This window comes from Nocardia sp. NPDC005825, from assembly GCF_040630175.1.
Classification (GTDB): domain Bacteria; phylum Actinomycetota; class Actinomycetes; order Mycobacteriales; family Mycobacteriaceae; genus Nocardia.
Genome location: NZ_JBEXXC010000005.1, coordinates 264,861 through 289,629 on the forward strand (window position 1 = coordinate 264,861; position 24,769 = coordinate 289,629).

At 68.8% G+C, this 24,769-nt stretch carries 16 protein-coding genes, 1 tRNA gene and 1 pseudogene; 9 read left to right on the forward strand and 9 right to left on the reverse strand.

The window, feature by feature from the left end; genetic code table 11:
- Positions 1 to 40: 40 nt before the first annotated feature.
- The 3 genes from ABZ382_RS16240 to ABZ382_RS16250 form a co-directional block, all read right to left on the reverse strand.
- Positions 41 to 7,318, reverse strand: a complete 7,278-nt coding sequence (locus ABZ382_RS16240; RefSeq protein WP_357089204.1) for an amino acid adenylation domain-containing protein — start codon at positions 7,316 to 7,318, stop codon at positions 41 to 43.
- Between the two features lie 279 nt (positions 7,319 to 7,597).
- Positions 7,598 to 8,578 (reverse strand): helix-turn-helix transcriptional regulator, encoded by a 981-nt coding sequence (locus ABZ382_RS16245; RefSeq protein ID WP_357089206.1) that lies wholly within the window; start codon positions 8,576 to 8,578, stop codon positions 7,598 to 7,600.
- Positions 8,579 to 8,640: 62 nt separating this feature from the next.
- Positions 8,641 to 9,480 (reverse strand): M23 family metallopeptidase, encoded by an 840-nt coding sequence (locus ABZ382_RS16250; protein WP_357089209.1) that lies wholly within the window; start codon positions 9,478 to 9,480, stop codon positions 8,641 to 8,643.
- A gap of 198 nt (positions 9,481 to 9,678) precedes the next feature.
- Between ABZ382_RS16250 and ABZ382_RS16255 the strand changes: the two genes are divergently transcribed.
- Positions 9,679 to 10,722: a nitronate monooxygenase gene (locus ABZ382_RS16255; RefSeq protein ID WP_357089212.1), complete on the forward strand. Its 1,044-nt coding sequence runs from the start codon at positions 9,679 to 9,681 to the stop codon at positions 10,720 to 10,722.
- Between the two features lie 57 nt (positions 10,723 to 10,779).
- A complete protein-coding gene (locus ABZ382_RS16260) occupies positions 10,780 to 11,172 on the forward strand; it encodes an SCO5389 family protein (RefSeq protein WP_357089215.1) in 393 nt (130 codons plus the stop codon).
- Positions 11,173 to 11,223: 51 nt separating this feature from the next.
- Here ABZ382_RS16260 and ABZ382_RS16265 read toward each other — a convergent pair whose 3' ends face one another.
- Positions 11,224 to 12,909, reverse strand: coding sequence for a protein kinase (locus ABZ382_RS16265; protein ID WP_357089217.1), 1,686 nt, complete (start codon positions 12,907 to 12,909; stop codon positions 11,224 to 11,226).
- Positions 12,910 to 13,008: 99 nt separating this feature from the next.
- Entirely contained in the window at positions 13,009 to 14,628 is a 1,620-nt protein-coding gene (locus tag ABZ382_RS16270; protein WP_357089220.1) for an acyl-CoA synthetase, read from the reverse strand.
- A gap of 125 nt (positions 14,629 to 14,753) precedes the next feature.
- On the opposite strand from ABZ382_RS16270, the gene ABZ382_RS16275 reads away from it, so the two are divergent.
- Positions 14,754 to 15,563 carry a class I SAM-dependent methyltransferase gene (locus ABZ382_RS16275; RefSeq protein WP_357089223.1) on the forward strand — a complete coding sequence of 270 codons (810 nt, stop codon included), beginning with the start codon at positions 14,754 to 14,756 and terminating at the stop codon, positions 15,561 to 15,563.
- 300 nt (positions 15,564 to 15,863) lie between these two features.
- Here ABZ382_RS16275 and ABZ382_RS16280 read toward each other — a convergent pair whose 3' ends face one another.
- Positions 15,864 to 17,501, reverse strand: coding sequence for a long-chain fatty acid--CoA ligase (locus tag ABZ382_RS16280; protein WP_357089226.1), 1,638 nt, complete (start codon positions 17,499 to 17,501; stop codon positions 15,864 to 15,866).
- Between the two features lie 513 nt (positions 17,502 to 18,014).
- Here ABZ382_RS16280 and ABZ382_RS16285 point away from each other — a divergent pair.
- The 3 genes from ABZ382_RS16285 to ABZ382_RS16295 all read left to right on the forward strand — a co-directional run bounded on the left by ABZ382_RS16285 (position 18,015) and on the right by ABZ382_RS16295 (position 20,392).
- Complete coding sequence (locus tag ABZ382_RS16285; protein WP_357089229.1) at positions 18,015 to 19,484, forward strand: NAD(P)/FAD-dependent oxidoreductase; 1,470 nt, start codon at positions 18,015 to 18,017, stop codon at positions 19,482 to 19,484.
- Positions 19,485 to 19,554: 70 nt separating this feature from the next.
- A tRNA-Arg gene (locus ABZ382_RS16290) sits at positions 19,555 to 19,627 on the forward strand.
- 270 nt (positions 19,628 to 19,897) lie between these two features.
- The gene (locus tag ABZ382_RS16295; protein ID WP_357089232.1) at positions 19,898 to 20,392 is read left to right on the forward strand and encodes a DUF4232 domain-containing protein; all 495 of its coding nucleotides are present in this window, start codon (positions 19,898 to 19,900) and stop codon (positions 20,390 to 20,392) included.
- Between the two features lie 321 nt (positions 20,393 to 20,713).
- Here ABZ382_RS16295 and ABZ382_RS16300 read toward each other — a convergent pair whose 3' ends face one another.
- Positions 20,714 to 21,085 carry a VOC family protein gene (locus tag ABZ382_RS16300; protein ID WP_357089235.1) on the reverse strand — a complete coding sequence of 124 codons (372 nt, stop codon included), beginning with the start codon at positions 21,083 to 21,085 and terminating at the stop codon, positions 20,714 to 20,716.
- Positions 21,086 to 21,366: 281 nt separating this feature from the next.
- A pseudogene (locus ABZ382_RS16305) lies at positions 21,367 to 21,648 on the reverse strand (DUF6301 family protein); the annotation flags it as partial.
- A 102-nt stretch (positions 21,649 to 21,750) separates the two neighbouring features.
- Between ABZ382_RS16305 and ABZ382_RS16310 the strand changes: the two are divergent.
- The gene (locus ABZ382_RS16310; protein WP_357089238.1) at positions 21,751 to 22,017 is read left to right on the forward strand and encodes a hypothetical protein; all 267 of its coding nucleotides are present in this window, start codon (positions 21,751 to 21,753) and stop codon (positions 22,015 to 22,017) included.
- Between the two features lie 357 nt (positions 22,018 to 22,374).
- On the opposite strand, the gene ABZ382_RS16315 is transcribed toward ABZ382_RS16310, so the two are convergent.
- Positions 22,375 to 22,869: a hypothetical protein gene (locus tag ABZ382_RS16315; RefSeq protein WP_357089241.1), complete on the reverse strand. Its 495-nt coding sequence runs from the start codon at positions 22,867 to 22,869 to the stop codon at positions 22,375 to 22,377.
- Positions 22,870 to 23,203: 334 nt separating this feature from the next.
- Here ABZ382_RS16315 and ABZ382_RS16320 point away from each other — a divergent pair, with 334 nt between their 5' ends.
- Together ABZ382_RS16320 and ABZ382_RS16325 are read left to right on the forward strand one after the other, a co-directional pair.
- On the forward strand, positions 23,204 to 23,614 hold the full coding sequence (locus ABZ382_RS16320; RefSeq protein ID WP_357089243.1) for a DUF4189 domain-containing protein: 411 nt from the start codon (positions 23,204 to 23,206) through the stop codon (positions 23,612 to 23,614).
- Positions 23,615 to 24,221: 607 nt separating this feature from the next.
- Positions 24,222 to 24,467 (forward strand): hypothetical protein, encoded by a 246-nt coding sequence (locus tag ABZ382_RS16325; protein ID WP_357089245.1) that lies wholly within the window; start codon positions 24,222 to 24,224, stop codon positions 24,465 to 24,467.
- Positions 24,468 to 24,769: the final 302 nt, after the last annotated feature.

Consider the following 24,769-nt stretch of genomic DNA (forward strand, 5'->3'; position numbering starts at 1 on the left):
CGAGGGCTACCGCGACGCAAACGCGGCAGCGTCGTCTCCGTTACTCCGGCGGCACCGTCCCGGTGGCCGGCAGCACCGCCACGGTGGCGGTCTGTGCCCACGGCTCGGCGGCCGCGGTGGGGGCGTCGAGTACGACGGCCCGAAGATCTTCGAGCGGAGCCGGATCCAGTTCGCCGAGGCGATCGGCCTCGGCGAAGACGTGGGTGACCCACTCGTCGGCGAGCGCGTCCGACAGTTCCGCGCCGGGCTCGGCGGCAACCAGCACCACCGACGCCCCGACCGCTCCGGCCGCGACCGCTTCGATCATGGCCAGCGCGGAATCCGCGGCGCCGTGATGGAAGGTTCGCGATTCGAAGGTGAGGTCCAGACCGCGGGCGCGGTCGACGGCGGCGGCCAGCTCGTCGTAGGTGAGCGTCCCGTCCGCCGACGTGCGGGCCCGGTCGTCACCGCGCAGCGCGCGAATCCGGTTGGCGTAGGTGACCGGTCGCGCCGATTCGGCCGCGACCTCGGCCGCGGTCTCAGGATCGTCGAGCACCACCCAGTCGATGCCGCGCACGCCCTCGGGCGCGCGGCCGACGGTGATGCCGACCTTCACGTCCTGACCGGGCGTCTCGGCGGCGGCGAACGGCACCATCATGGTGCCCGCCTTGAGCACCGCCCAGATGGCGACCATCTGGTCCACACCGCGGTCCAGACGCAGCACCACTCCGGTGCCGGGTCCGCTGCCACGGGCGATGAGCACCCGGGCCAGCCGCGAGGAGCGGGCGTCGAGTTCGGAGTAGGTGAGCGCCTCCTCGCCCCACACCAGTGCGGGGCCGTCCGGGTCGTCCTCGGCGGCGGTGGTGAGCAGCTGGGACAGCGCCGCACCACGCACACCGAGTCCGGCCGGCTCCGGCGCGGCCTGCGACATCGCCTGTACCGCAACCGATTCCGCGGCATCGAGCAGTTCGATGTCGCCGACCGGCAGCTGCGGGTCGGCGGCGACGGCGGTGAGCATCCGTTCCAGCGCCCGGCCGAAGGACGCCATCGAGAATTCCTCGAACAGGTCCGTGTCGTAGTTGAGGATGACGGCCAGTTCACCGGTCGCGCCGTCCACGCCGGGGCGCGGTTCGACGCTGATCTGCAGATCGAATTTGGCGGTGGCCAGGTCGGTGTCGACGGCCGCCACGGTCAGGCCCGGCAGTTCCAGCACCGGGGTCTCGGTGTTCTGCAGCGAAAGCACCACCTGCAGCAGCGGATTCGCGGTGGTGCGGGCGGCGAGCTCGGAGACCCGTTCGAACGGGATGTCCGCGTGCGCGAACGCCGACAGGTCGGTCTCGCGGGCCCGCTCGACCAGCTCGTCGAACGACGCGGCCGGATCCACCCGGGTGCGCAGCGTCAGCGTGTTGACGAACATGCCGACCAGATCGTCGAGGGCGCGTTCGCCGCGACCCGCGACCGCGGTGCCGAGCACCACGTCGGTGCTGCCCGACAGCCGCGACAGCCAGGCCGCCACCGCCGCGTGCACCACCATGAACAGTGACGCGTTGTGCTGGCGCGCCAGGCGATTCAGGCCGGTGTGCACCTGCGGCGACAGCGTGAAGTCGAGCAGCGCGCCGCGCATGGACGCCACCGCCGGGCGCGGCCGGTCCAGCGGCAGCATCGGGCGGTCCGGCAGTCCGGCCAGCTGGTCGCGCCAGAACGCGATCTGCGCGGCGGCCGCCGACTCGGCGTCGTCCTCGAGGCCGAGCGCGGCCCGCTGCCAGACCGCGTAGTCCGCGTACTGGACCGCGAGCGGCTGCCAGGCCGGGGCCTCGCCCGCGGCGTGCGCGAGGTACGCGGTCATCAGGTCGCGAGCCAGCGGCGCCATGGAGGCGCCGTCGGCGGCGATGTGGTGGGCCACCAGGACCAGCAGGTAGTCGTCCGGGTCGTCGCCGGTGATCAGCCGAACCCGCACCGGAACCCGTTGCGCCACATCGAATCCGGCGCCAACCAGCGCACCGATCCGGCCACCGATATCGGCGGCCCGCTCCAGCTCGAGACCGTGCGGCAGCACGTCGGCGACCGAGAGGATCTCCTGGAAGGCGGGCCCGCCCGGCGTGGTCTCCGGGTAGCGGGTGCGCAGCACCTCGTGGCGGGTGAGCACGTCCTCGACGGCGTGACGCAGGGCGGGCACGTCGAGCGCGCCGGTGAGCCGGATGACCATCGGGATGTTGTAGACGGGGGAATCCGGGTCGAGCTGGTTGAGCACCCACATGCGCTGCTGCGCCAGCGACAGCGGGACGCGGGCGGGACGCTCCCCCGCCACCAGCGCCGGCCGCGCCCCGGCGCCCGCACCCGGCACGATGCGCGCGGCCAGCCCGGAAACCGTTGCGGTCTCGAAGATCTCGCGCACCGCGACGGTGGTGTCGAGGGCGGCGTTGATCCGCGCCACGGCCCGGGTGGCGATGAGCGAGTTGCCGCCCAGTTCGAAGAAGTCGTCGTCCGCGCCGACCCGGTCGGTGCCGAGCAGCTCGCCGAACACCCCGGCCACGATCTCCTCGATCGGGGTCGACGGGGCACGGAAGCTCTTGGCCTCGAACACCGGAGCCGGGAGCGCCTTGCGATCCAGCTTGCCGGAGGCGTTGAGCGGGAACTCGTCGAGCACCACGACCGCGCTGGGCACCATGTACGCCGGAAGCGACCGGGCCAGACCGGCTTTCAGCTCCTCGGGGGTGGTGTCGGCGGCGACGGCGTAGCCGACCAGCTGGTCGCCGGTGTGCGCGTCGGCGCGCACCACCACCACCGACTGCGCGACGCCCGGCTGCGCCAGCAGCGCGGCCTCGATCTCGCCCAGTTCGATGCGCAGACCGCGCAACTTCACCTGGAAGTCGGTGCGGCCCAAATACTCCAGCTCGCCCTCGGCGGTCCATTTCACCAGATCGCCGGTGCGGTAGAGGCGTTCACCGCTGCCGAACGGGTCGGCGACGAAGCGGTCCGCGGTCAGGTCCGGGCGCTCGACATAGCCGCGCGCCAGCTGTACACCCGCCAGATACAGTTCGCCCGCGACCCCGGCCGGGACCGGGTTGAGGCGGGAATCCAGCACGTAGACACGGGTATTGAAGACCGGACGCCCGATCGGCATCGACACCGTGTCGGCGTCGACGGCCTCGTGATAGGTGACGTCGACGGCGGCTTCGGTCGGGCCGTACAGATTGTGCAGGCGCGCCCCGGTCAGCTCGCGCAGCTGCCGCGCGGTCGGCGCGGGCAGCGCCTCACCGGAGGCGAACACCTGCCGCAGCCCGCGGCCTGCGCGCGCCAGTTCGCTGTCGTTGTCCAGCGTGGCCACGAACGCCGACAGCATGGACGGCACGAAATGCGCGGTGGTGATGCGCTGTTCGGCGATGATCTGCGCCAGGTACACCGGGTCGCGGTGGCCGTCCGGCTTGGCGACCACCAGGCGCGCACCGGTCTGCAAGGGCCAGAAGAACTCCCACACCGACACGTCGAAGGTGGCCGGAGTCTTCTGCAGCACCGCGTCGTCGGCGGTCAGCGCGTATTCGTGCTGCATCCACACCAGGCGGTTGACGATGGCGCGGTGCTCGACGGCGACGCCCTTGGGGCGGCCGGTCGAGCCGGAGGTGAAGATGACGTAGGCCGCGTGCTCGGGGCGCAGCGGTCGGACGCGCTCGGCCTGGGTGATCGGCGCGCCGCCGAGGGCCCGCGCGGACGCCTCGGCCCGTTCGACCGAGAGGGTGGCGACCTCCCTTGCCCCGGCCTCGAATTCGTCCGCTTCCGCGATGAGCAGCAGTCGGGGCCGCGCGGTGTCGAGGATGTGGCCGATGCGGTCGGCGGGCTGGTCGGGATCCAGCGGCACGTAGGCCGCACCGGCCTGCAGCACCGCGTACATGGCCACGACCAATTCGGTCGACCGGCGCAGGGCCAGGGCCACCAGCGATTCCGGTCCGACGCCTTCGGCGATCAGCAGTCGCGCCAGGCGGTTGGAGCGCTCCGCGAGCTCACGGTAGGTCAGTGTCTCGTCCGCGAAGACCAGTGCGGCGGCGTCCGGGGTGGCCGCGGCCTGGGCATCGAACCGCGAAACCAGGGTCGCCGCAGCGCCTTCGGGCAGCGTGGCCGCCACGTCGAAACCGGTGGCGTTCCAGTCGGTGAGCACCCGCTGCCGTTCCCCGGCGGAGAACAGCGCCAGATCGCCGACCGGCGCGGCCGGGTCGGCGGTCAGCGCGGCCAGCACCCGCTGGAAGCGGGCGGCCAGTTCGGCGACCGTGGCGGCGTCGAAAAGGTCCATGGCGTAGGAGAACTCGGCGGCCATGCCGGTGGCGTGGCCCCGCTCGTCGAGCGATTCCTGCAGGGTGAGCTGCAGGTCGAACTTGGCGAAGGGGATCTCCAGGTCCGCGCCCGCCACCGTGAGGCCGGGCAGTTCCAGCCGGGTGGGGGCCATGTTCTGGAAGGTCAGCATGACCTGGAACAGCGGGTTGCGGGCCTGCGAGCGGGCCGGGTCCAGCAGTTCCACCAGGCGCTCGAACGGCACGTCGGCGTGGCCGAAGGCGCGCACGTCGTTCTCGCGCACCGCCGCCACCAGCTCGGTGAAGGAGGCGGCGGGGTCGACGTCGCTGCGCAGCACCAGCGTGTTGACGAACATGCCGATCAGGTCGTCGAGTTCGGCCTCGCCGCGCCCGGCCACCGGGGTGCCGATGGCGATGTCGCGGGTGCCGGAGAGCCGGGCCAGCAGCACCGCGAGCGCGGTGTGCACCACCATGAACAGCGTGGTGTTGTGGGTTTCGGCGAATCGGCGTGCGGCCGCGTAGATCTCGTCGTCGAAGCGGAAGTTGTGGTTGCCGCCGCGGTAGGAGGCGACGGCGGGCCGCGGCCGATCCCAGGGCAGCACCAGTTCGTCGGGCAGGTCGGCGAGGTTCTCGCGCCAGTAGGCGATCTGGCGGGCCAGCGGCGAGTCCGGGTCGTCCTCGCTGCCCAGCGATTCCCGCTGCCACACCGCGTAATCCGCGTACTGCACGGGGAGCGGGGCCCACTGCGGAGCGGCCCCGTTCATGCGCTGCGCGTACGCGGTGACCAGGTCCCGGGCCAGCACGCCGATCGAGACGCCGTCGGCGGCGATGTGATAGATCGCGGCGACCAGCACGTGCTCGTCGGGCGCGAGGCGCAGCAGGCGCAGGCGCAGCGGCGGCGCGGCGGTGACGTCGAAGCCCGCGCCGACCACCTCGGCGACCCGGTCGGCGATCTCGGCGGCGTCGATCTCGGTGACCGGCAGTTCGGGCCGGGCCCGCGGGTCGGTGGCGGGCAGCACCTGCTGGAAGCCCTCGCCGTCGACCTCGGGGTAGATGGTGCGCAGCACCTCGTGACGGGCGACCAGGTCCGCGGCGGCGGCGCGCATGGCGTCCACGTCGAGGGCGCCGGTGAGCCGCACGGCGAGGGGCATGTTGTCGACCGCGCTGTTCGGGTCGAAGCGGTTGAGGAACCACATGCGCTGCTGGGCGAAGGACAGCGGCACCCGGTTCGGGCGGGGCAGCGAGCCGAGCGCGGGCCCGGTGGCGGCCGGGGCCGTCTCACCCTCGAGGCGGCGGGCCAGTTCGGCCACGGTGGAGCCGTCGAACAGCACGTGCACCGGCACCCGCACGCCGAGGGCGGCGCCGATGCGGGCGGCGGCCTGGGCGGCGAGCAGCGAGTTGCCGCCGAGTTCGAAGAAGTCGTCGTCCGCACCGACCCGGGCGTCCGGATTGTCGGGAATCAGCAAGGCGGCGAACACTTCCGCGATGACTTCCTCGGCGCGGGTCGCCGGGGCGCGGAACTCGCGGGCCGCGAACACCGGCTCCGGCAGGGCGTTCCGGTCCAGCTTGCCGACCGGGGTCAGCGGGATCTCGGCCAGCACCACGATGGCGGTGGGCACCATGTACGCGGGCAGCGACTCGCCGACGTGCGCGGCCAGCGCCGCGGTGTCCACGGTCACGCCCGGGCGGGGCAGCACGTACGAGACCAGGGCGGTCGCGCCCGACGGCAGCGCCCGGCCCAGGGTCGCGGCGAAATCCACGTCCGGGTGCGCGCTCAGGGCATTGTCGATCTCGCCCAATTCGATACGCAGACCGCGGATCTTGACCTGGAAGTCGGAGCGGCCCAGATATTCGATGACGCCCGGCTGCTCGGATTCGGCCGGATTGCGGCGCACCAGATCACCGGTGCGGTACAGCCGCGAACCCGGGGCTCCGGCGGCCTCGCCGAACGGGCTCACCACGAAGCGCTCGGCGGTCAGGCCGGGACGGCCCTTGTATCCCTGCGCCAGTGCGGGTCCCGACAGGTACAGCTCGCCGACCACGCCGTCCGGCACCGGCCGCAGCCGCGAATCCAGCACGTACGCACCGACACCCGCGATGGCGGCGCCGATGGTGATCGGCTCGCCCGGCAGCAGCGGGGCGCTGGAGGTGGCGAGAATGGTCGCCTCGGTGGGGCCGTAGCCGTTGAAGAAGGAGCGCTCATCGGTCGCCCAGCGCGACACCAGTTCCGGGCCGAACTTGTCACCGGCCACCACGACGGTGGTCAGTTCGCTGAGCCCGGCCGGGTCCACCGATTCCAGCGCGCCGGGCGTGATGAACACGTGGGTGACGCTCTCGCGGTCCAGCAGGTCGGCCAGTTCCACACCGCCGAAGACACCGGCGGGCGCGATGACGAGGGTCGCACCCACGGTGAAGGTCAGCAGCAGTTCCAGCACCGAGACGTCGAAGCTGGGAGAACAGACGTGCAGCACCCGCGAATCCGCGGAGACCGCGTAGTGCTCACGTTCGGCGGCCACCAGCCCGGCCAGGCCGGTGTGGGTGACCACCACGCCCTTGGGCTTGCCGGTGGAACCGGAGGTGTAGATGACGTACGCGGGGTGCTGCTCGGTGAGCGTGCCCACCCGGTCGGCGTAGGAGATCGGGTGGTCCGGGTGCGCGGCGACGCGCTGCTCCTGCGCCGGATCGTCGAGTTCGATCCAGGTGGCGGCGTCGCCCAGGCCCGCGCGGTACTCCCGGGTGGTCAGGCCCAGCACCGCGCCGGAGTCGGTGAGCAGGTGTTCGATGCGGTCGGCCGGGTACGCGGGGTCGACCGGCACATAGGCCGCGCCGGTCTTGGCGATGGCCCAGACGGCCAGCACGGATTCGATCGAGCGGGTGATGCCGATGGCGACCATGTCGCCGGGGCCGACACCGCGGGCGATCAGTTCCCGGGCCAGCTGCGAGGAGCGCGCGTCCAGCTCGCGGTAGCTGATCTCGCGCTGAGCGGCCGGATCCCCGGTCGGGTTGAAGCGGATGGCGATGGCGTCACCGGCGGATTCGACCGCCGCGGTGAGCAACTGCCCGAAGAGTGGGCTGCCGGACCGACGCCGACGAGTACCGCGTGCTGTACGGCGGGCAGTATCCATACGCGTGCATTCACCTCTCGGGTTGGTCTTTTCCGCAGCCGAAGACACTCGGCGGACCCACGAAAACTGACGTCTGTTCCCGGGACGTCAAAAGGTCAGCGGACGAAAACAATCATATCGATGCTCGCGAAGTGCCCCGAGCAGCCATGCATGATGAATATCGCTGACCAGCGAGAAGTGTTGCTGTGAGGTGACTTGCGCCACAGACCCCTAGAGCCAGCCGCGGCGTGTCGCCTGCACTCCGGCCTGGAAACGGGTGCTGGCGCCCAGCCGTTCGAGCAGACTCGCGGTGCGGCGCACCACCGTTCGGCGCGACAGGCCCAGCCGGCGCGCGATGGTGTCGTCGGTCGCGCCCATGCTCATCAGGGTGAGGATGGCCTTGTCCCGATCGTCGAGCGCCTCGGACGGGTTCACCGAGATCGGCGTGGCCGTCAGCCACAGCGCGTCGAAGGTCTTGACCAGCAGATCCAGGGTGGGCGACGGGCCGACGCGGACACCCATGGGGTCGCCGCGGCGCTCGTCGGTGTGCAGCACCAGCACCGCGCGCCGATCGTCGGCGACGATCAGCTTCATCGGCGGGTCGGCGAGCGTACGCGCCTGGGCGCCAACGGCGTTGGTGGCCAGCACGTGGCGCAGCCGTTCCGGATCCTGGTAGATGGTCTCCTGGTACAGGGTCCGGTAGTCGATGCCGGCGGCGATGCGCGAGGTCTTGAGCTCGAACATCCGCTCCTCGGTCTCCACATCGGAGAGGAACGGCCCGCGTTCCACCACCTTCACGGTGGCGTGCGCGGTGTGCTGCAGGTCCTCGAAGTCGGCCAGCAGCTGGCGGCGCTCGTAGACGGCCACCACCGCGCCGTCGGCGTCGGTGGTGCGACGCACCGAGCGGAAGGTCTCCCCCAGGCGCGCGGCGGCCGACTGCATGCGCAGCATGTCCTGATTACGGCGGCGAGTCTCGGCCTCCGACAAGGCTTCCGGGGCGTGCGCGTCGAAACGCACCACGCCCTTGCCGTCGGTGAGCCGGACCACGGCCTCGAGCTGGCACAGCGCCTCCAGCGCGGACTCGGCCACGCGGGGCGGCACGGTCAGCCGCTCGGCCACCTCGAGCACGGTGGAGCGCGGGTGCTGAACCAGCAGCGCGTAGGAACGGCCGTGCACGGAGGCAGGGTCGAAGAGTTCGTCCAGTGTCGTCACCGCACCCACCGGCAGACGCCGGTCCGGAAAACGCCCGGTCATCGCGGGGGCCGGTGAACGATCTACTGGTCCGGTCCCCACTGCTGCTGCATGAGAACGCCCTTGCTGGCTAGCCATGGCAGCGGATCCATCTTGTTGTCGGCGGCGTCCCAGATCTCGAGGTGCAGATGGGGACCGGTGGAGTTCCCGCGGTTGCCCACGGAGGCGATGACATCGCCGGTGTTCACCCGCTGGCCCACGTTGACGTACATGTCGTTGACGTGTCCGTAGACCGCGGTGGTGCCGTCGTCCTGCTTGACGCGCACCCAGAGGCCGAAGCCCGAGGCCGGGCCGGCGTCGATGACCGTGCCGCCCATCACCGAGTGGATGGGGGTGCCGATCGGGTCGGCGAAGTCGATGCCGTAATGCATTGCGCCCCAGCGCATGCCGAAGCCGGAGGAGAGCTGGCCGTCGACCGGCTTCACCACGCCCGGGCCCGGGTTGAGCTGCTGCTGGAGGGACTTCAGAGTCTGTTCGGCCTGCGCCAGCGGGGCGGAGATCTCCGGCGGCAGGTTCTGCAGGCCGAAGGGAGCCGGGTTCGGCGCGGGGGCCGCGACCGGGACCGCGGGGGCGGGCTCGGCGATGGGGGCCGCCACGTCCTTGGCCTGCTTCAGCTCGGAGGTCGCCGCGACGGGGGCGACGTCCTCCTCGATCGTGGCGGCCTTCTCGTCGTGCGTGGGGAGCAGCGGAGCGGCGTGCGCGAGAGCGGGGACCAGCTGCGATCCGGTACCGATGAGCGCACCGGCCGCGACCGCGAAACTGGCGGCGGTCTTGACCTTGTCGGTGGCGGTGGGCTCGGCCCGGTGCCGCCTGCGCGAGGTGACGCCAGTGCGGACAGCACCGGAATCACCAAGCAAATCCATGACTGATACGGAGTTCGCGGTCGTTCGGTGATGCGGCACTGCAAGTCCTAGCGTTCGGAGGGTCCGGTAACGATTCGGCATCGCTGTGATGGAAACAGTACTCGCTTGTGACCATTTCGCAACCTTCTGTGCGATAACGCCAGCTCGAGCACTCGAACCCTTGATCACAAACCGTAACCGAAAAGGCACAATGGTGAGATGGTTCTCGACGAGTTGCGTACGCCGATCGTCCTGGCACCCATGGCCGGGGGGCCGTCCACCCCGGAGCTGGCCGCCGCCGTGACCGACGCGGGCGGGCTGGGGTTCGTTGCCGCCGGATATCTGCCCGCGAGTGAGCTGGCCGCGCGGATCGCCACGACGCGGGCGCTCACCGCCGGCGCGTTCGGGGTGAATCTCTTCTATCCCTCCGAACCGAGCCCGACCGATCGGTTCGATACATATGTGGGCGGCCTGGCCGCCGAGTTCCCCGTCGGCGAGCCCCGCTACGACAGCGACGATTGGGCCGCCAAGCTCGACCTGCTCACCGCCGACCCGGTCCCCGTGGTGTCGACCACCTTCGGCTGCCCGTCCGCGGCGGAGATCGCGCGTCTGCGCGCGGCGGGGACCGAGGTCTGGGTGACGGTCACGACCGTCGCCGAGGCGCGCGAGGCGGTGGCCGCGGGCGCGGACGTGCTGATCGCGCAGGGCGCGGAGGCGGGCGGGCACCGCGGCGTGTTCGTCGACGATCCCGCCGACGACCTCACCGACCCCCTGGGCCTGCTGACCCTGCTGCAACTGCTGCGCGACGCGGTGGACGCCCCGATCGTGGCGGCGGGCGGCATCGCGACCGGCGCGGGCGTGGCCGCGGCGCTGTCGGCCGGCGCGGCCGCCGCGCAGCTGGGCACCGCGTTCCTGCGCTGCCCCGAGGCGGGAACCGCGCCGGTGGTGCGCGCGGCGATCGTCGCCGACACCCCGACCATGCTGACCCGCGCCTTCACCGGCCGCCGGGCGCGCGGGCTGCGGAATCGATTCCTGGTGGAGCATCCGGACGCACCGGTCGCCTATCCCGAGATCCATTACGCCACCGGGCCTTTGCGAGCGGCGGCGCGGGCCGAGGGCAATGCCGACGCGGTGAATCTCTGGGCAGGTCAGGCGCATGCGCTGGCGCCGGAGCTACCGGCGGGCGAGTTGGTCCGAACCCTCACCGCGGACGCGAAAAAGGCTCTGGAGCGGGCACTTTCGACGCGAATTCAGACTTATTGACAACGGATTTCATCTACAATCGGCTGACACCTTCCGCCATCCCATGAGGAGAGCGCTATGTCACTCGATGTACCCACCGCACTACTCGAGCGCGCCGAACGCGGTGAAGTCAGCGACGCAGAGTTCGTCGAATGCGTCCGTAACTCGCTGCCCTACGCCTACGAGGTCGTCAGCCGGGTAGCCGACGATCTGCGTTCCGGCACGGCGGAATACGCCGACAACACCATCGCGCCGCCGGACGAGACGGCGCGCGGTCAGCTGCTGCGAGCCATGGCCTCCGACGCCATTCGCGGCGGCCTGGAACGCCATTTCGGCATCAAGCTCGCCTTCCAGAACTGCCACCGGGTCGCGGCCTTCCCGCTCGCCTCGGTCGGCGGCGACACCTACTCCACCTTCATCTCCACCCGGGCCCAGCTGCTCAACCAGAGCCCGGAACTGCGCAACTGCTGAGCGCCCCATCCGGATTCGGCGCGACCGCGACCCGGTCGCGCCGTTTCCGCACTACCCCCGCGCCCGGAACCGACGCACCTCCAGCACCGTCACCCAGATCGATCCCGCGAACGGCGCGACGAAGATCAGATACGCGATCAGCGTCTCCAGCCAGTCGTCGAACCCTTCGGAGAACGTCACCGCCAGTACGCCGACGCTCATGATCCCGAAGAACAGCACCCCCACTCCGAGGATCGCCCACCACACCGGCTGCCACGGCCGAATCCCCTGCCGCCGTTCCGGCTTCGCCGCCATCGCCCCGTAACCCGCCGCGTACGGCGACCCGAACCCCATCGCACCGGACCCGGACGCGCCGACCGGCCCCATCCCGGCGGGCACGGACATCGGCCCCGTCCCACCCGGCCGCCCAGCTCCGCCGCCGACCATGCCACCCGGCAACGGCGTCGCACCCGAGCCCATCCCGCTGGACATCGGCGTCGCGCCGGAGCCCATGCCACCGGGGCCAGGCGTTGCGCCCGAGCTCATCCCGGGCGGCGGCGTTGCGCCCGAACCCATCCCGGTGGGCAGCAGCGTCGCACCCGGTGTCCCGGTCGCCAAGGGCGTCGCGCCCGAATTCATCCCCTGCGGTCGCGGCGTCGCGCTCCGGCCCGGGCCGCTCTGCGGGCCGATTCGGCTCGGCGGCGGTGTGCCCGTGTTGATTCTCTTCGGCGGAGGCGTTGCGCCCGAAGGGGTTCTGGCCGGCAGGGGTGTCGCGCCTGGTGCGCGGCGATTGTGGGCCGCGAGGCCGGGCGCGGGTCCCGGGGCCGGGGTGTAGGGCGGGTACTGCGGCGCGGGGGTGGAACCGTGGCTCGGGAAGCCGTCGTCGCCATCCCATTTCGTGGTCGGATCGGATCGGCGGGGCGGGCCCGGCTGCGGGGCGGGCGCGGATTCCAGGGCGGCGCGGGCCGCGGCGGCCAGGGCGCCCGCGCTCGGAAACCGCCGGGCCGGATCCTTGGCCATGCCGCGGATGACGACCGCGTCGAGGGCGGCGGGAACGAGGGAGCTGCGGTCGCTGGCCCGGGGCGGTTCGGACGTCACGTGCGCGGCCATCTGCTGGACGGGATCGGCGTGGGCGAAAGGTTTCGCGCCGGTGAGGGTTTCGTACAGCAGACAGGCCAGCGAGTAGACGTCCGAGCGTAGGTCCTCGTCGCCGGAGTAGCGTTCGGGCGCCATGTAGGCCCAGGTGCCCACGGCCACACCGGTACCGGTGATGGTGGCCTGGCCGACGCCGCGGGCGATGCCGAAGTCGATGAGATAGGCGAATCCGCTGGGCAGCGTCAAGACGTTGGAGGGCTTCACATCCCGGTGCACCAGCCCGGCCTTGTGCGCGATGTCGAGCGCGTCGGCGACCTGGGCGACGAGTTCGACGGCCCGGGCGGGCGCCAGGGCTCCCTGCTCGCGCAGGATCTTCCCCAGGTCGGAGCCATCGACCAACTCCATGTCGATGTAGAGGCGGCCGTCGAGTTCACCGAAGGCGTGAATGGGCACCACGTGCGGTCCGCGCAGCCGGGCGGCCAGCCGGGCCTCGCGTTCGAACCGCCGCCGATAGTCCTCGTCCTCGGCGAGTTCGACCGGCAGCAGTTTCAGCGCCACTTCCCGCTCGAGCCGGGTGTCCTCGGCCAGCCACACCTGACCCATACCGCCGCGGCCGAGCAGCTTGAGCAGCCGATAATGGCCGAGATTACCTGCCCCCGGCACCTGTCCTCCCTGACTCGACCGCGTACTGCGCTGCCCAGCATACGGCGCGGTCCGCCGGAAGGGCAGCGTGCGGACGCGCCCGCCGAACAGCGCTGTCGCTCAGACCTCCTGGAGTTTGCGCTTGAGCACCTTGCCGGTGGGGTTGCGGGGCAGTTCGGCGAGGAACACCACCTCGCGCGGCACCTTGTACCGGGCCAGGTTGTCCTTCACGAAGTCCTTGACCTCGGGTTCAGTGCACGAGGCTCCGTCGTGGACGACCACGAAAGCCTTGAGCCGCGCACCGAATTGCTCGTCCGCGACCCCGATCACCGCCGCCTCCCGTACCGCCGGATGCGTGTAGAGCAGTTCCTCGACCTCGGCCGGGAAGACGTTCTCGCCGCCGGACACGATCATGTCGTCGTCGCGGCCGTCGATGAAAAGCCGTCCGGCGGCGTCGAAGTGGCCGACGTCCCCGGAGGACATCAGCCCGCGGATGACTTCCTTGTGGCCGCCGCCGGTGTACCCCTCGAACTGGATGGTGTTGCCGACGAAGATGCGACCGGTCGCGCCGTTCGGCACCGTGCGGCCCCGCTCGTCGAGGATCTCCACGCGCGCCCCCAGCACCGGTTTGCCCACGCAGCCGGGCTCTTCCGCGAGGTCGGCGGGGGTGGCGATGGTGGCGTAGGCGACCTCGGTGGACCCGTACAGGTTGTAGACGACCGGCCCGAACGCCGCCGTCACCTCCCGGCACAGTTGCGCGCCCAGCTGGGATCCGGCCACGAATACGATGCGCAGCGCGGACAGGTCGCGTCCGGCCAGCGCCTGCCCACCCAGATCCACCATGCGCGACAACATGACCGGCACCACGATCAGCGTGGTGGCGCCGTGCCGGTCCATGGAGTCGATGGCGGTCTGCGGGTCGAAGCGGCGGCGGATCACCAGCGTGGAGCCGAAGCCGAGGCTCAGCATGGCCATGGCGAAGCCGAGGGTGTGGAACATGGGGGCGCAGCATTCGGTCACCTCGTTCACCCGGAACGGGACCTTGGACAGCAGACCGCCCAGGGACAGCAGCGATTTCGGTTCCGCGCGGGGCGCGCCCTTGGGGGTGCCGGTGGTGCCGCTGGTGAGCAGGATGATCTTGGGTTCGGCCCCGGGCGCGGGCGGCGCGGCGGACGAGCCGGTGGCGATGAGGTGTTCGAGGCTGTCCTCGCGCGGCTCCTCGGTCCAGGCTCGGTAGCTGCCGCGCTTGGGGTGCACCTCGCCGAGCAGTTCGGCGTACTCGTCGTCGTAGACGAGCAGGTCGGTGCCCTCGCGGGTGGCGACGTCGCGGATCTGCGGGGCCGCGAAATCGGTATTGAGCAGGATGATCCGGGCCCCGCACTTGGCGGCGGCGAAGATGGCCTCGAGCAGGCCGCGGTGATTGCGGGCCAGCACGGCCACGCCCTCACGCGGTTTCAGTCCGCGTGCGCGCCAGGCGTTGGCGAGCCGGTTGGAGCGGTCCTCGAGTTCGGCGAAGGTGAGTTCGCCCAGTTCGTCGATGACGGCGATACGACCGCCGTAGCGCGCTGCGGACAGCCGCAGCCCGGCGGCCAGGGTGCCGTAGCGCAGCATGGCGGTGGCGGCAGCCAGCAGGACCGCCGGGGATTCCAGGCGCGCCAACCCGGCTTCCAGGGCCAGGCGCGCGGATTCGGCTTCCAGGTAGGCCCGCTCCCCCACCGACTTGATCAGCCCGAATGTCATGCCTGACCACCCTGTTTCGATTGCACCCCGGACCTCCTCGTCCACCCCTGCGGATTGCGGGCATCTGCCCTCAAACTAACCGTACGGACCCGGGGCCGCGACCGGAACTGCCTATCATGGCGACCGTGACAGATCCGTTGTCGGCGAATCGGCGGAACTGGGATGCCCGCGCCGGCATCCACGCCGCCAGCCGTTTCTACCGTGATCACGATGCGAGCTACTGGTTCGCACCCTTCGAATGGGATGTCCTGGGGGATGTGGGCGGCCTGGACGTCGCCCATCTGCAATGTCATCTGGGCACGGAGACGGTCGAATTCGCGCGCCGGGGCGCTCGCGCGGTGGGCCTGGACTTCTCCCCGGAGTCGGTCCGGCACGCGCGCGAATTGGCCGGGGATGCCGTCGAATACGTGTGCGCCGACGTGTACGACGCCCGAGAGGCCCTGGGCGAGAATAGTTTCGACGTCGTCTACACCGGCAAGGGCGCGCTCTGCTATCTGCCGGATCTGACCCGCTGGGCGCGGGTGGTCGCCGATCTGCTGCGGCCCGGTGGGCTGTTCTATCTGGTGGAATTCCATCCGCTGCTGCACGCGCTGGGTCCCACGCCGCCGCCGGAGATCGACCCGAGTCAGCTCGTCCTGCACGACGACTATCTGGCCGGGCGCGGCGCGCAACGCCGGGACAGCGCGCACACCTACACCGACGGCCCGGACCTGACCTCCGACACCACCGCCTACGAATGGCGGCACGGTCTCGGTGAGGTGGTCACCGCCCTGCTCGACGCGGGCCTGCGCCTGACCGGCCTGACCGAGACCGACACCCTGCCGTGGCCGCGCTGGCCGCAGATGGTGCCGACCGAGACCGGCTGGTGGCGGCTCCCGCCCGCGGATCCGATCGTCCCGGTGCTCTACGGATTGAGCGCGGTCAAAGACAGATAGCCGCAAGCTATTGACTGGCGATCCCTACGGCGAGACACTTGAATTCACACCGGAACACCGGGGCGAGCCATAGTGTCGGACGAGACGTCGGAAGACATGGGTGGCATGTTCGAGGAATCCGGCCAGGCCCCCGGCAAGCCAGTCGGATGGAGAGTAATCAGCGACGACTGATACTCCGAATTCGGTGGAGACTACCGGGGACTGATCTGTATATGGGGTAATTCGCCCCGGTCAGGCACCTGATTTTCGAGCCACGTCCCACATGGGGACGCGGCTCGAGCCGTATGACGGGTACAGCGATCAGGCCAGCGTGACGACGGTCAGCGAGCCGTCGGCGTGCTGGGCGCGCAGCCGCTTCTTGTCGAACTTGCCGACACTGGTCTTGGGCACCTCCGCGATGAAGGCCCAGTGTTCGGGCAGTTGCCACTTGGCGAACTTCGGCGCGATGAAGTCGCGCAGCTCTTCGGGTTTGGCCGCGGAACCGTCGGCCAGCACGATGGCGACCAGCGGGCGCTCGTCCCACTTCTCGTCCGGGATGCCGATGACGGCGGCCTCGGCCACGGCCGGGTGGCCCATGACCGCGTTCTCCAGGTCCACCGAGGAGATCCACTCGCCGCCGGACTTGATGACGTCCTTGGAGCGGTCGACCAGGGTGAGGTAGCCGTTCGGGCTGATCTTGCCGACGTCACCGGTGCGCAGCCAGCCGTCGTGGAACTTGTCGGGATCCACCTCGGCGCCGGACGGCGAATAGTACGCGCCGGTGATCCACTGGCCGCGAACCTCCAACTCGCCCAGCGCTTCTCCGTCGTTCGGCAGCACCGAGCCGTCGTCGGCGACCAGGCGGGCCTGCACGCCGGCCGGGAAGCGGCCCTGGGTGTAGCGGTAGTTCCAGGCTTCCTCCCCCTCGGCGCCGGCGGGCGGGTGCGCCACCGAACCCAGCGGGGAGGTCTCGGTCATGCCCCAGGCGTGCAGCAGCTTGACGCCGTGCCGCTCCTGGAAGGCCTGCATCATCGACGGCGGCACGGCCGCGCCGCCGACCACGCAGGTGCGCAGGTGCGAGATGTCCTGCGGCTGCGCCTGCAGCCCGGCCAGCACGCCACCCCAGATGGTGGGCACGGCGGCGGCGAAGGTGGGCTTGGCGGCGGCCATCATCTCCAGCAGCGGGGCGGGCTGCAGGAAGCGGTCGGGCATGAGCACATTGGCGCCGGACATCATGGCGGCGTACGGGATGCCCCAGGCGTTGGCATGGAACAGCGGCACGATGGCGAGCACGGTGTCGGCGGCGTCGAAGCCCATGCCGTTGGGCGAGATCACCTGCATGGCGTGCAGCCAGTTGGAGCGGTGCGAGTAGACGACGCCCTTGGGGTCGCCGGTGGTGCCGGAGGTGTAGCACATACCGGCGGCGGAGCGCTCGTCGATGACCGGGAAGTCGTAGCTGTCGGGCTGGGCGTCGAGCAGCTCGCGGTAGGAGTGCACGGTGACGCCCTCGGGAGCCTGGAGCGCGGCCGCGTCGCCATTGGCGACGATCACGTGGCGGACGGTCTTCAGGTTGGGCAGGTACTGGGCGAACATCGGCAGCAGCGAGCCGTCGACGATCACCACCTGGTCTTCGGCGTGGTTGGCCACGAACACCAGCTGTTCGGGGAACAACCGGATGTTGAGGGCGTGCAGCACCGCGCCCATCGCGGGGACCGCGATGTAGGCGACCATGTGCTCGTTGTTGTTCCACATGAAGGTGCCGACCCGGTCTCCGACACCGATGCCCAGGTCACGCAGGGCATTGGCGAGCCGGGCCGCGTCCTGGCCGACCTCACGATAGGTCTGAGTGCGCAATCCGTCGCCGGTCCAGGTGGAGACATGACTGTCGCCCTGGAAGGTGGAGGCGTAGCGCAGCAGTGTCGCCAGTGACAGCTGCTCGTCCTGCATGGTGCTCAACATTTCCCAACCGCTCCTTGCATGTCACGAGTGACGTGAACTGAGTCACTTCGGCGAGCCTAGCCGAATTCGGACATGAGCCGAGAGGAAGTCGCCCCGGGGCGGGGGACGAGGTCTCGGGCTGCGGACGACGAACCCCACCCTCGCCGTCCGCAGCCCGTTGCCGACCCGCCGCCGCCCAACACGACGACCAGCCGGCTCCGCGGTCCTGATCAGCGACTCGGCGCGCTGACGACGCCCCCTGCGGCGGCGCAGAATAGCCAATCACTAACCAGGACAAGCAAATTGGAGCAAAGACTTCCGTGAATATAGGGAGTGTGACACCGGGCTGTCCAGTCGGGGACAGCGTCGCAGGTCAGACGGCGCTCACTGACCCGGACAGTGGACCGTGAGAACGACATTCCGGCAACTCCCGGCATCCGAACCCGGGCTCACAACCCGGAGTGACCGAAAATACCGATTCACTGACCGGCGATGTCTGCATGACCAGCGGTAATGCGCTCTACCGTTGCTGGTATGCAGCGGGAGCCGTCCATTCTGATCATCGGTGCCGGATTCGCCGGACTGGGTATGGCGCTGGAATTGCAGCGCCACGGCCTGACCAACTTCACCATTCTGGAGAAGGCCGCCGACCTCGGCGGGGTCTGGCGGGAGAACACCTATCCGGGCGCGGCCTGCGATGTGCCGTCGCCGCTGTACTCGTGGTCGTTCGAGCCGAAATCGGATTGGCCGCGGCGATTCTCGCAGCAGGCCGATATCCACGCGTACATGCGCACGGTCGCCGAGAAGCACGGTCTGCCGGCCAAGATCGAGTTCGGCGCCGAGGTGGTGGACGCCGAGTTCGACGAGTCGAGCGCGATGTGGCGGGTCCGCACCGCCGACGGCGTCACCCACCTGGCGGATGTGCTGATTCCCGCGGTCGGGCAGCTGTCGCGGCCGGCCATGCCGAATCTGCCCGGCATCGATTCCTTCACGGGCGCGGCGTTCCATTCGGCCGAATGGGATCATTCGGTGGATCTGACCGGTAAGCGGGTGGCGTGTATCGGCACGGGAGCCAGTGCCATTCAATATATTCCGGCGATCCAGCCGAAGGTCGACCAGCTGACGCTGTTCCAGCGTTCGGCCGCCTGGGTGCTGCCGAAGTTCGATGTCGAATACACCCGGCTGCACCACGCCCTGTTCGAGTACGTGCCCGGTGCGCGACTGGCGGAGCGGTTCGCCATCTGGACCTTCTTCGAGGTGATGGCGCTGGCGCTCACCGATGTTCCGGCGATCAAGCATCCGGTGATCGCGATCGCCGATCGACACCGCGCCAAGCAGGTTCCCGACGAGGCCCTGCGCGCCAAGCTGACCCCCGATTACGCGGCGGGCTGCAAGCGTGGTCTGTTCTCCAACGAGTACTTCCCCGCCCTGTCGCAGCCCAATGTGACGGTCGAGACCACCGCCATCGAGGCGGTGACCCCCAACGGGATTCGCACCGCGGACGGTGTCGAGCACCCGGTCGACGTGATCGTCTACGGCACCGGTTTCAAGGGCACCGAGTTCCTGGCCCCCATGAACATCTACGGCCTGCACGGCCGCAAACTGGCCGACGAGTGGTCCCCCGAGGGCGCCCGCGCCTTCCTGGGCATGTCGGTCCCCGGTTTCCCGAACCTGTTCCTCATGTACGGCCCCAATACCAATGTCGGGTCCGGCTCCATCATCTACATGCTGGAGTCCCAGTCCCGCTACATCCGCCAGGCCATCTCCTACCTGTCCCGCCACCCCGGCCGCTACCTTTCCGCCACCCCCGAGGCGGAACAGTCCTGGGACGACTGGCTGCAGCGCCGCCTGAAGGACACCCCCTGGAACTTCTGCTCCAGCTGGTACCGCAACGCCTCGGGCCGCATCACCAACAACTGGCCCGGCGCCACCCTCCTGTTCCGCTGGAAAACAACCAGATTCACCCCCGCCGACTACCTCGAATCCGAGGCCTCCCGCCGCTGACCCAGCGGATGCGACCCCCGAGCCCCCAACCAGGTAGACTGCCGACGACCCGGCCTCGGCCGGGCGGTCAGCCCTCGTAGCTCAGGGGATAGAGCACCGCTCTCCTAAAGCGGGTGTCGCAGGTTCGAATCCTGCCGAGGGCACACTTTCGGCCGCAGGTCAGGCCGTTTCCTTGCCCGGGTCCGCATCCTTCGCCCCCCGGACGGGTACGCAGAGAGTACGTAGTTGCGAAACCCGTGCGTGCCTGGTTGAGCTTGGCCGCCACGTCTTCAATGGCGGCGCGCGGAGCCTGCCGCATTGGCCCGGTTACGCCGCCTCCACCGAGGACGGCAGTGTTCAGCGGATCATAAGTCGCCCACAAGGTTCCATCCGCAAGATCACTGTCGATCACGACGATGCGGAAGGATCGGCATATGCGTTTCAGGGCAGTGGCTTCGGCGGTGCTGGTGGTGGCCGGGGCGGTAGTACCCTGCATGGCGGCGGGACAGGCGCAGGCGGATGAGCCGTGGTGCGGGGCCTCCCGGCTGGGCCTCACAGTGCAGCCCGAGCTCGGACAGCCCGGCGGAAGTCAGCGCACCGCGAGCGTTGTGCTGACGAATCTGTCTCAGGAATCCTGTGTCCTGCAAGGCTTCCCGGGAGTCGACCTGGCCGCGGTGGGCGACAATGGCCGCGCCTCGCTGCCCCGAACCACCGAACAGGGCCGACCGGTCCACCTACCCCCGGGAGGTCAGGCCAAGAGCACCCTGACCTACGCAACCGGCACCAGTACCCCCACCGAAATCATCGTCACCCCACCCGATTCCACCACCCAACTGCATGCAGTCTGGCCTGCCGCTCTGGGCTCGATCATGGTCTGGCCCGAAGGTGCGACCCATCCGGGCACCTTCATCGGCCCGCTGCGCGGCTGACCGCTTGCCGGGATTGTGCCCGTGCTTCCGTAACCGACAGTTCATAGGCTGGTCCGTCAGGTCCAGCGGGCCATCATCATCCTGATACGGCGCCGCCGCGCCGCACCAAATGATCAGTTCGCACACAGGCACTTACTGACGAGCAAACGCGCTGCATTCGGCAAAACAACGCGTACGCAGTCCGTACGAAGCAGCGCCTGTGCACAGACTCATTGAGCCCGCCCGGTGTTCTGCGCGGGGCTGAGCTGTGTCATGGGTGGCCGCGCCGGCCGGTCCGGTCAGCGCGGCATGCGGATACCCGGTCAGATACGGCCAGACCGGTCAGCTAGCCCAATTGGCCGCGAGGGTGAGGCAGAACGGGTGGCCGCTCGGATCGAGCAGCACCCGCCAGCTTTCACCCGGTTGAAACTCGGGCACCGTAGCGCCCAACTCGACCAGTTGCTTACTGGCCATCTCGAGGTCTTCGACCGCCAAATCCAGATGGAACTGCTTGGTTCCATTCTCGTTCGGCCAGGTGGGCGGCTGATAGCCCGCGACCGTGCCGAATCCCAGCGCGTGGTCTGGACCAGTAAGCATGGCGTACTCGTCCTGCACGTGGGCGATCTCCCAACCGAGCGCGGCCGCCCAGAACTCCGCGTCTCGGCGCGCGTCGGCACTGTCCAGGGTGAGCATCTTCAGCGTGGCAACTGCCATGGATCTTTCCTCTCCGCAACAACATTGCTGTCAGCCCAGTCTGGATCGCCGACGCCGCCCACGATTGTAAGAACGCGACACCGGCCGCTGCCGCTTCGACGACTCATCGAATGAGGCGCCGTGACCCGACCACCGGGGTCCCGAACAGCTGGATCATGTCGTCCTCCTCGCGCTGGCCCATTCGGTCAGCGCGGGAAGCGGCAGAAGAGTGCGTTCGGAGGCCGGCCGTATGTCGAGCTCCGGGCAGCTTGATGAAGCGCACTTCCCGACTACTAGAACCGTCAGTCGGAGTCCTGATCCGCACGTCGCTCTCTCCACCGCCGCGGATTCACGATCTCCAACAGCAGGAATCTGTCGTGGGATACGACGTTGATCACCACATCGGGGTACTCCCAACCGATCTCCGACTCCGGCTTGGCCTCGATGTGGGTCGGGGGACCGAAGTCTCGCGTCAACCGCTCCGCCAACTGATCGAAATGATCGGCAAGGGCCACGGTGAGAGCCGGGGTGGCATCGCGGGTTAGATCCGTGATGGTGACCGTAAGCCGCTCGAGCGACTCATCTCGTCCGTCTCTTAGAACCGATCGATGTCAGCTTGCGCCCAGGTCCACTCGAAGGCCCTCGCTCTACTCGCGACGCGCACAGCGCCTGCAATGTCGGCTTGCATGGTCGAAGGGTATGAAATCTTCAGTGAGGTCCATGACGAAGGTTTCGAGTGTCGGAAGGTCCAGAAGTTTCGAGACGGCCGCACAGAATGCGCCGGAGGGTTCGTCCGAACCGATCACACGTGGCTGAATGATGACCTCGATCTCGCAACACTGTCGGCGGATCCGAATGCCCGTGCAGCCGAGATCACATCACCCCGTCGGAGTTCCAAGCGGAATGGCTTGCTGGCGACGGCTGGTAACCGGCCGATCGCGACGGCCGGTTGATCTTCCGCACCCCCGTCCCAGCCGGTTCGGACAGCACGGTCAGCGCCATCGTCGCCGAGGGGCACGTCCTGGAGGGCTTTTGTCCAGATTCACCTCCACCATGTGCCACTCGGCATTCGGCATTACGGGTCGTCGTCCAACGGCTGGTCCCGCTCTGAGGTTGTTCGGTTCCGGAACGCGAGCCGAGGGGTGGGGAGGGCGTTTGACGTGCAGATATTGGATGTCAACGTGGTCGAATTCCGCTTCAACGTCTAACTCGTGGGCAAACCGCCACGCGCACAGACTCATTGAGCCGTGTCGATGGCTGTCCGCGGTGGCCGGTTCAGTCAGCGCGGTATGCGGCAGATGAGTGCGTTGTCACCCGTGGCAATAGACCCGGACAAGCACTGTGTCTTCGGGCAATGCCGCCAGGTAGTTCTTGTTGCCGCCCGGTGGTACCGGGCAGTCGGGCTCGTTTTCGTAAGACGTGTTTTCGTCCCAGTCCCTATGGGCCCAGACGCCGCTCTCCTCGACCCACCAACCGTCGAGAGTGAGCAGATCCGACCATGTGAGGGTTCTCCTTGCGAGATCCAGCAATGCCTTTGGCCCACCCGCGCACTCGCCTCGGTTGGTGGGCAACACTTCGCCCCTGTAGTTGGGGGTGTCGTGGATCAACCGGGGGTCGTCCTCAAAGCCCGGTCGTACATAGAACCCAGCGCCTTCGCCGCCGCCGCGAATCCGCCATGTATCCCACATACCTCGCTCAGCGGGCTGTTCGTACATCTCGAACGGAGCGAGGGCTCGAGTGAGCGCCGTTTGTACGTCATCGATTGCGTCCGGCGGCAAGCACACGACCACCCAGATATGCGCCATAACCCCTCCCTCTGCAACGCCGAGCGCCCAGGCTACCGCCAAGAGTCAACAGACGCAGTTGACTTTCTGACGCGTTCGCCAACGGCCCGGCCATCGCGATGCGCGTGCACTCATAGTTGACCGCGTGCGTCGCTGCGCGAGGCGATGGCCACTGACGGGGGCGCTGCCGCAGCCAAGGGCGACTAGATCGGTTTCGGCAGATTCGTCACGAACACCGCAGTTCGTGATGGTCTTTGCCGTGCCCCCAAGACTTGGGGCGATCTCGATTCCATGCGCTGCGGTATCTTCCATGCGATCGCCGCACCCTGGTCGGCGCGCAGAGGAAGCACGAGACTTGTTCAACAAATCCTTTGCGGTCGCCGCCCTCTCGGTGAGCGCCGCTGCCGTTCTTGCGGCGCCGCCTGCCGCCGCCGACCCGGTCAACTGGGGCGCCGTTTCACTCAGTGCGTGGGGCAACGTCTACGCGTTTTCGGTCAACCACCCGACGGAAGCCGACGCCATTCGAGCCGCCGACCGAACGTGCAAGGGTCAAGGAATCATCGACTGCCGGATGATGGTGACGTTCGCGAACGGCTGCGGTGCAGTCGTGACGAGTCCGCTCGCGATCGTCGCAGGGTTCCCGATCGTGGGCTTCGGTAAGGGGGCGACCCCGGCGGAGGCATACGCAGACGCCACCCGCAACCTCCCCACCGGCACCGGAAGCGTCGGCTCGTTCAATCGCGAACACGCCTGCACCCAGCCTTGATCTAGTTCCAGCACGGTCCTCGACAGTAGCGGACGTTCTGCGGCGCAACAGGTTCCGGCCGGCGTCGCCTCGCGCTGGCCGGTTCGGTCAGCTCGGTATGCGGCAGATCAATGCGTTCGTCGACTGCTCAGCTTGTGCGGGCGATGTATGGTTCGGCGGATGACAGTGGAAGAGCCACCACGCCTGGCGGAAGTACTCCCAGATCTCGCCAACGAGGTTGCCGAGCTGTTGGAGCCTGAAAATGCGGATCTTGCTCGGACCATCCCAAGCCTGAGGTTCTACGGTCGATGCGACTGTAAGCCCACGTGCACAGTCCTATTGACTGCGCCACCCGGCTCGCCGACTCCGTACGTGCTCACTCTTGAACGCGACGGCAGGTCGGTAGCGACGCTGGACATCGACCCCACCGGTTCGGCGGTGACCGGGATCGAGATCATGGACGGCCGTGAACTCTTTCTGTCTCCCTGAAATACGCCGACCAGTCGCGGACGCTCGGCCGGCCTCGGATCGCTACGGCCGATTGATCCTCCTCAGCGCTGCGGTTGCCGGTTCGATCAGCGTGCAATAGCGGCGTTACAGGACGATTCGATACGTGCGCGGAATGCCTGTGCACATGCACGAAGGGATGGGAACAATCCTGGAAGTCTTTACGGTCGTCGTGCTGGTTGTAGCGCCGACGGTCATCGTCGCGGCAGCGATTTCCGCGTCCAGGAAGGACGGGATCCGAGCCTTCTTGCGCCGCATTGCGATTCCGTCGCTGATATTTGTCTTCTGGTCGGTGCTCGTCGCTGCTGCACTGCTGGTTGCTCTGTACGTGGCGCTCGCTCTATTCATTTTGTGGGCCACACCCTGACCACCCCAACGACAGGCCTGGATTCCACGAACGCCGGTCAACGTAATAGTTGCTCATCTGCATGTGCCCGTACTCGCCGACCAGTCTCTACAAGCTCCGGTCGTGGCGTGTGAGTGCATCAGCACCGACCAGGCCTTACTCGGAGTTGACCACTGAAAACTCATTCTCCGAAGGTGTACGCGGCCAGTTCGGTCGGCAGCGCGCTTATCAGTCGAAAATGATCCCACCCAGAAGGTGCGGGTGTTCGGTGCAGTAGTACCAGCCGCCACCCAGGCTCTGGCAATAGGGGACATCGAGTCCCG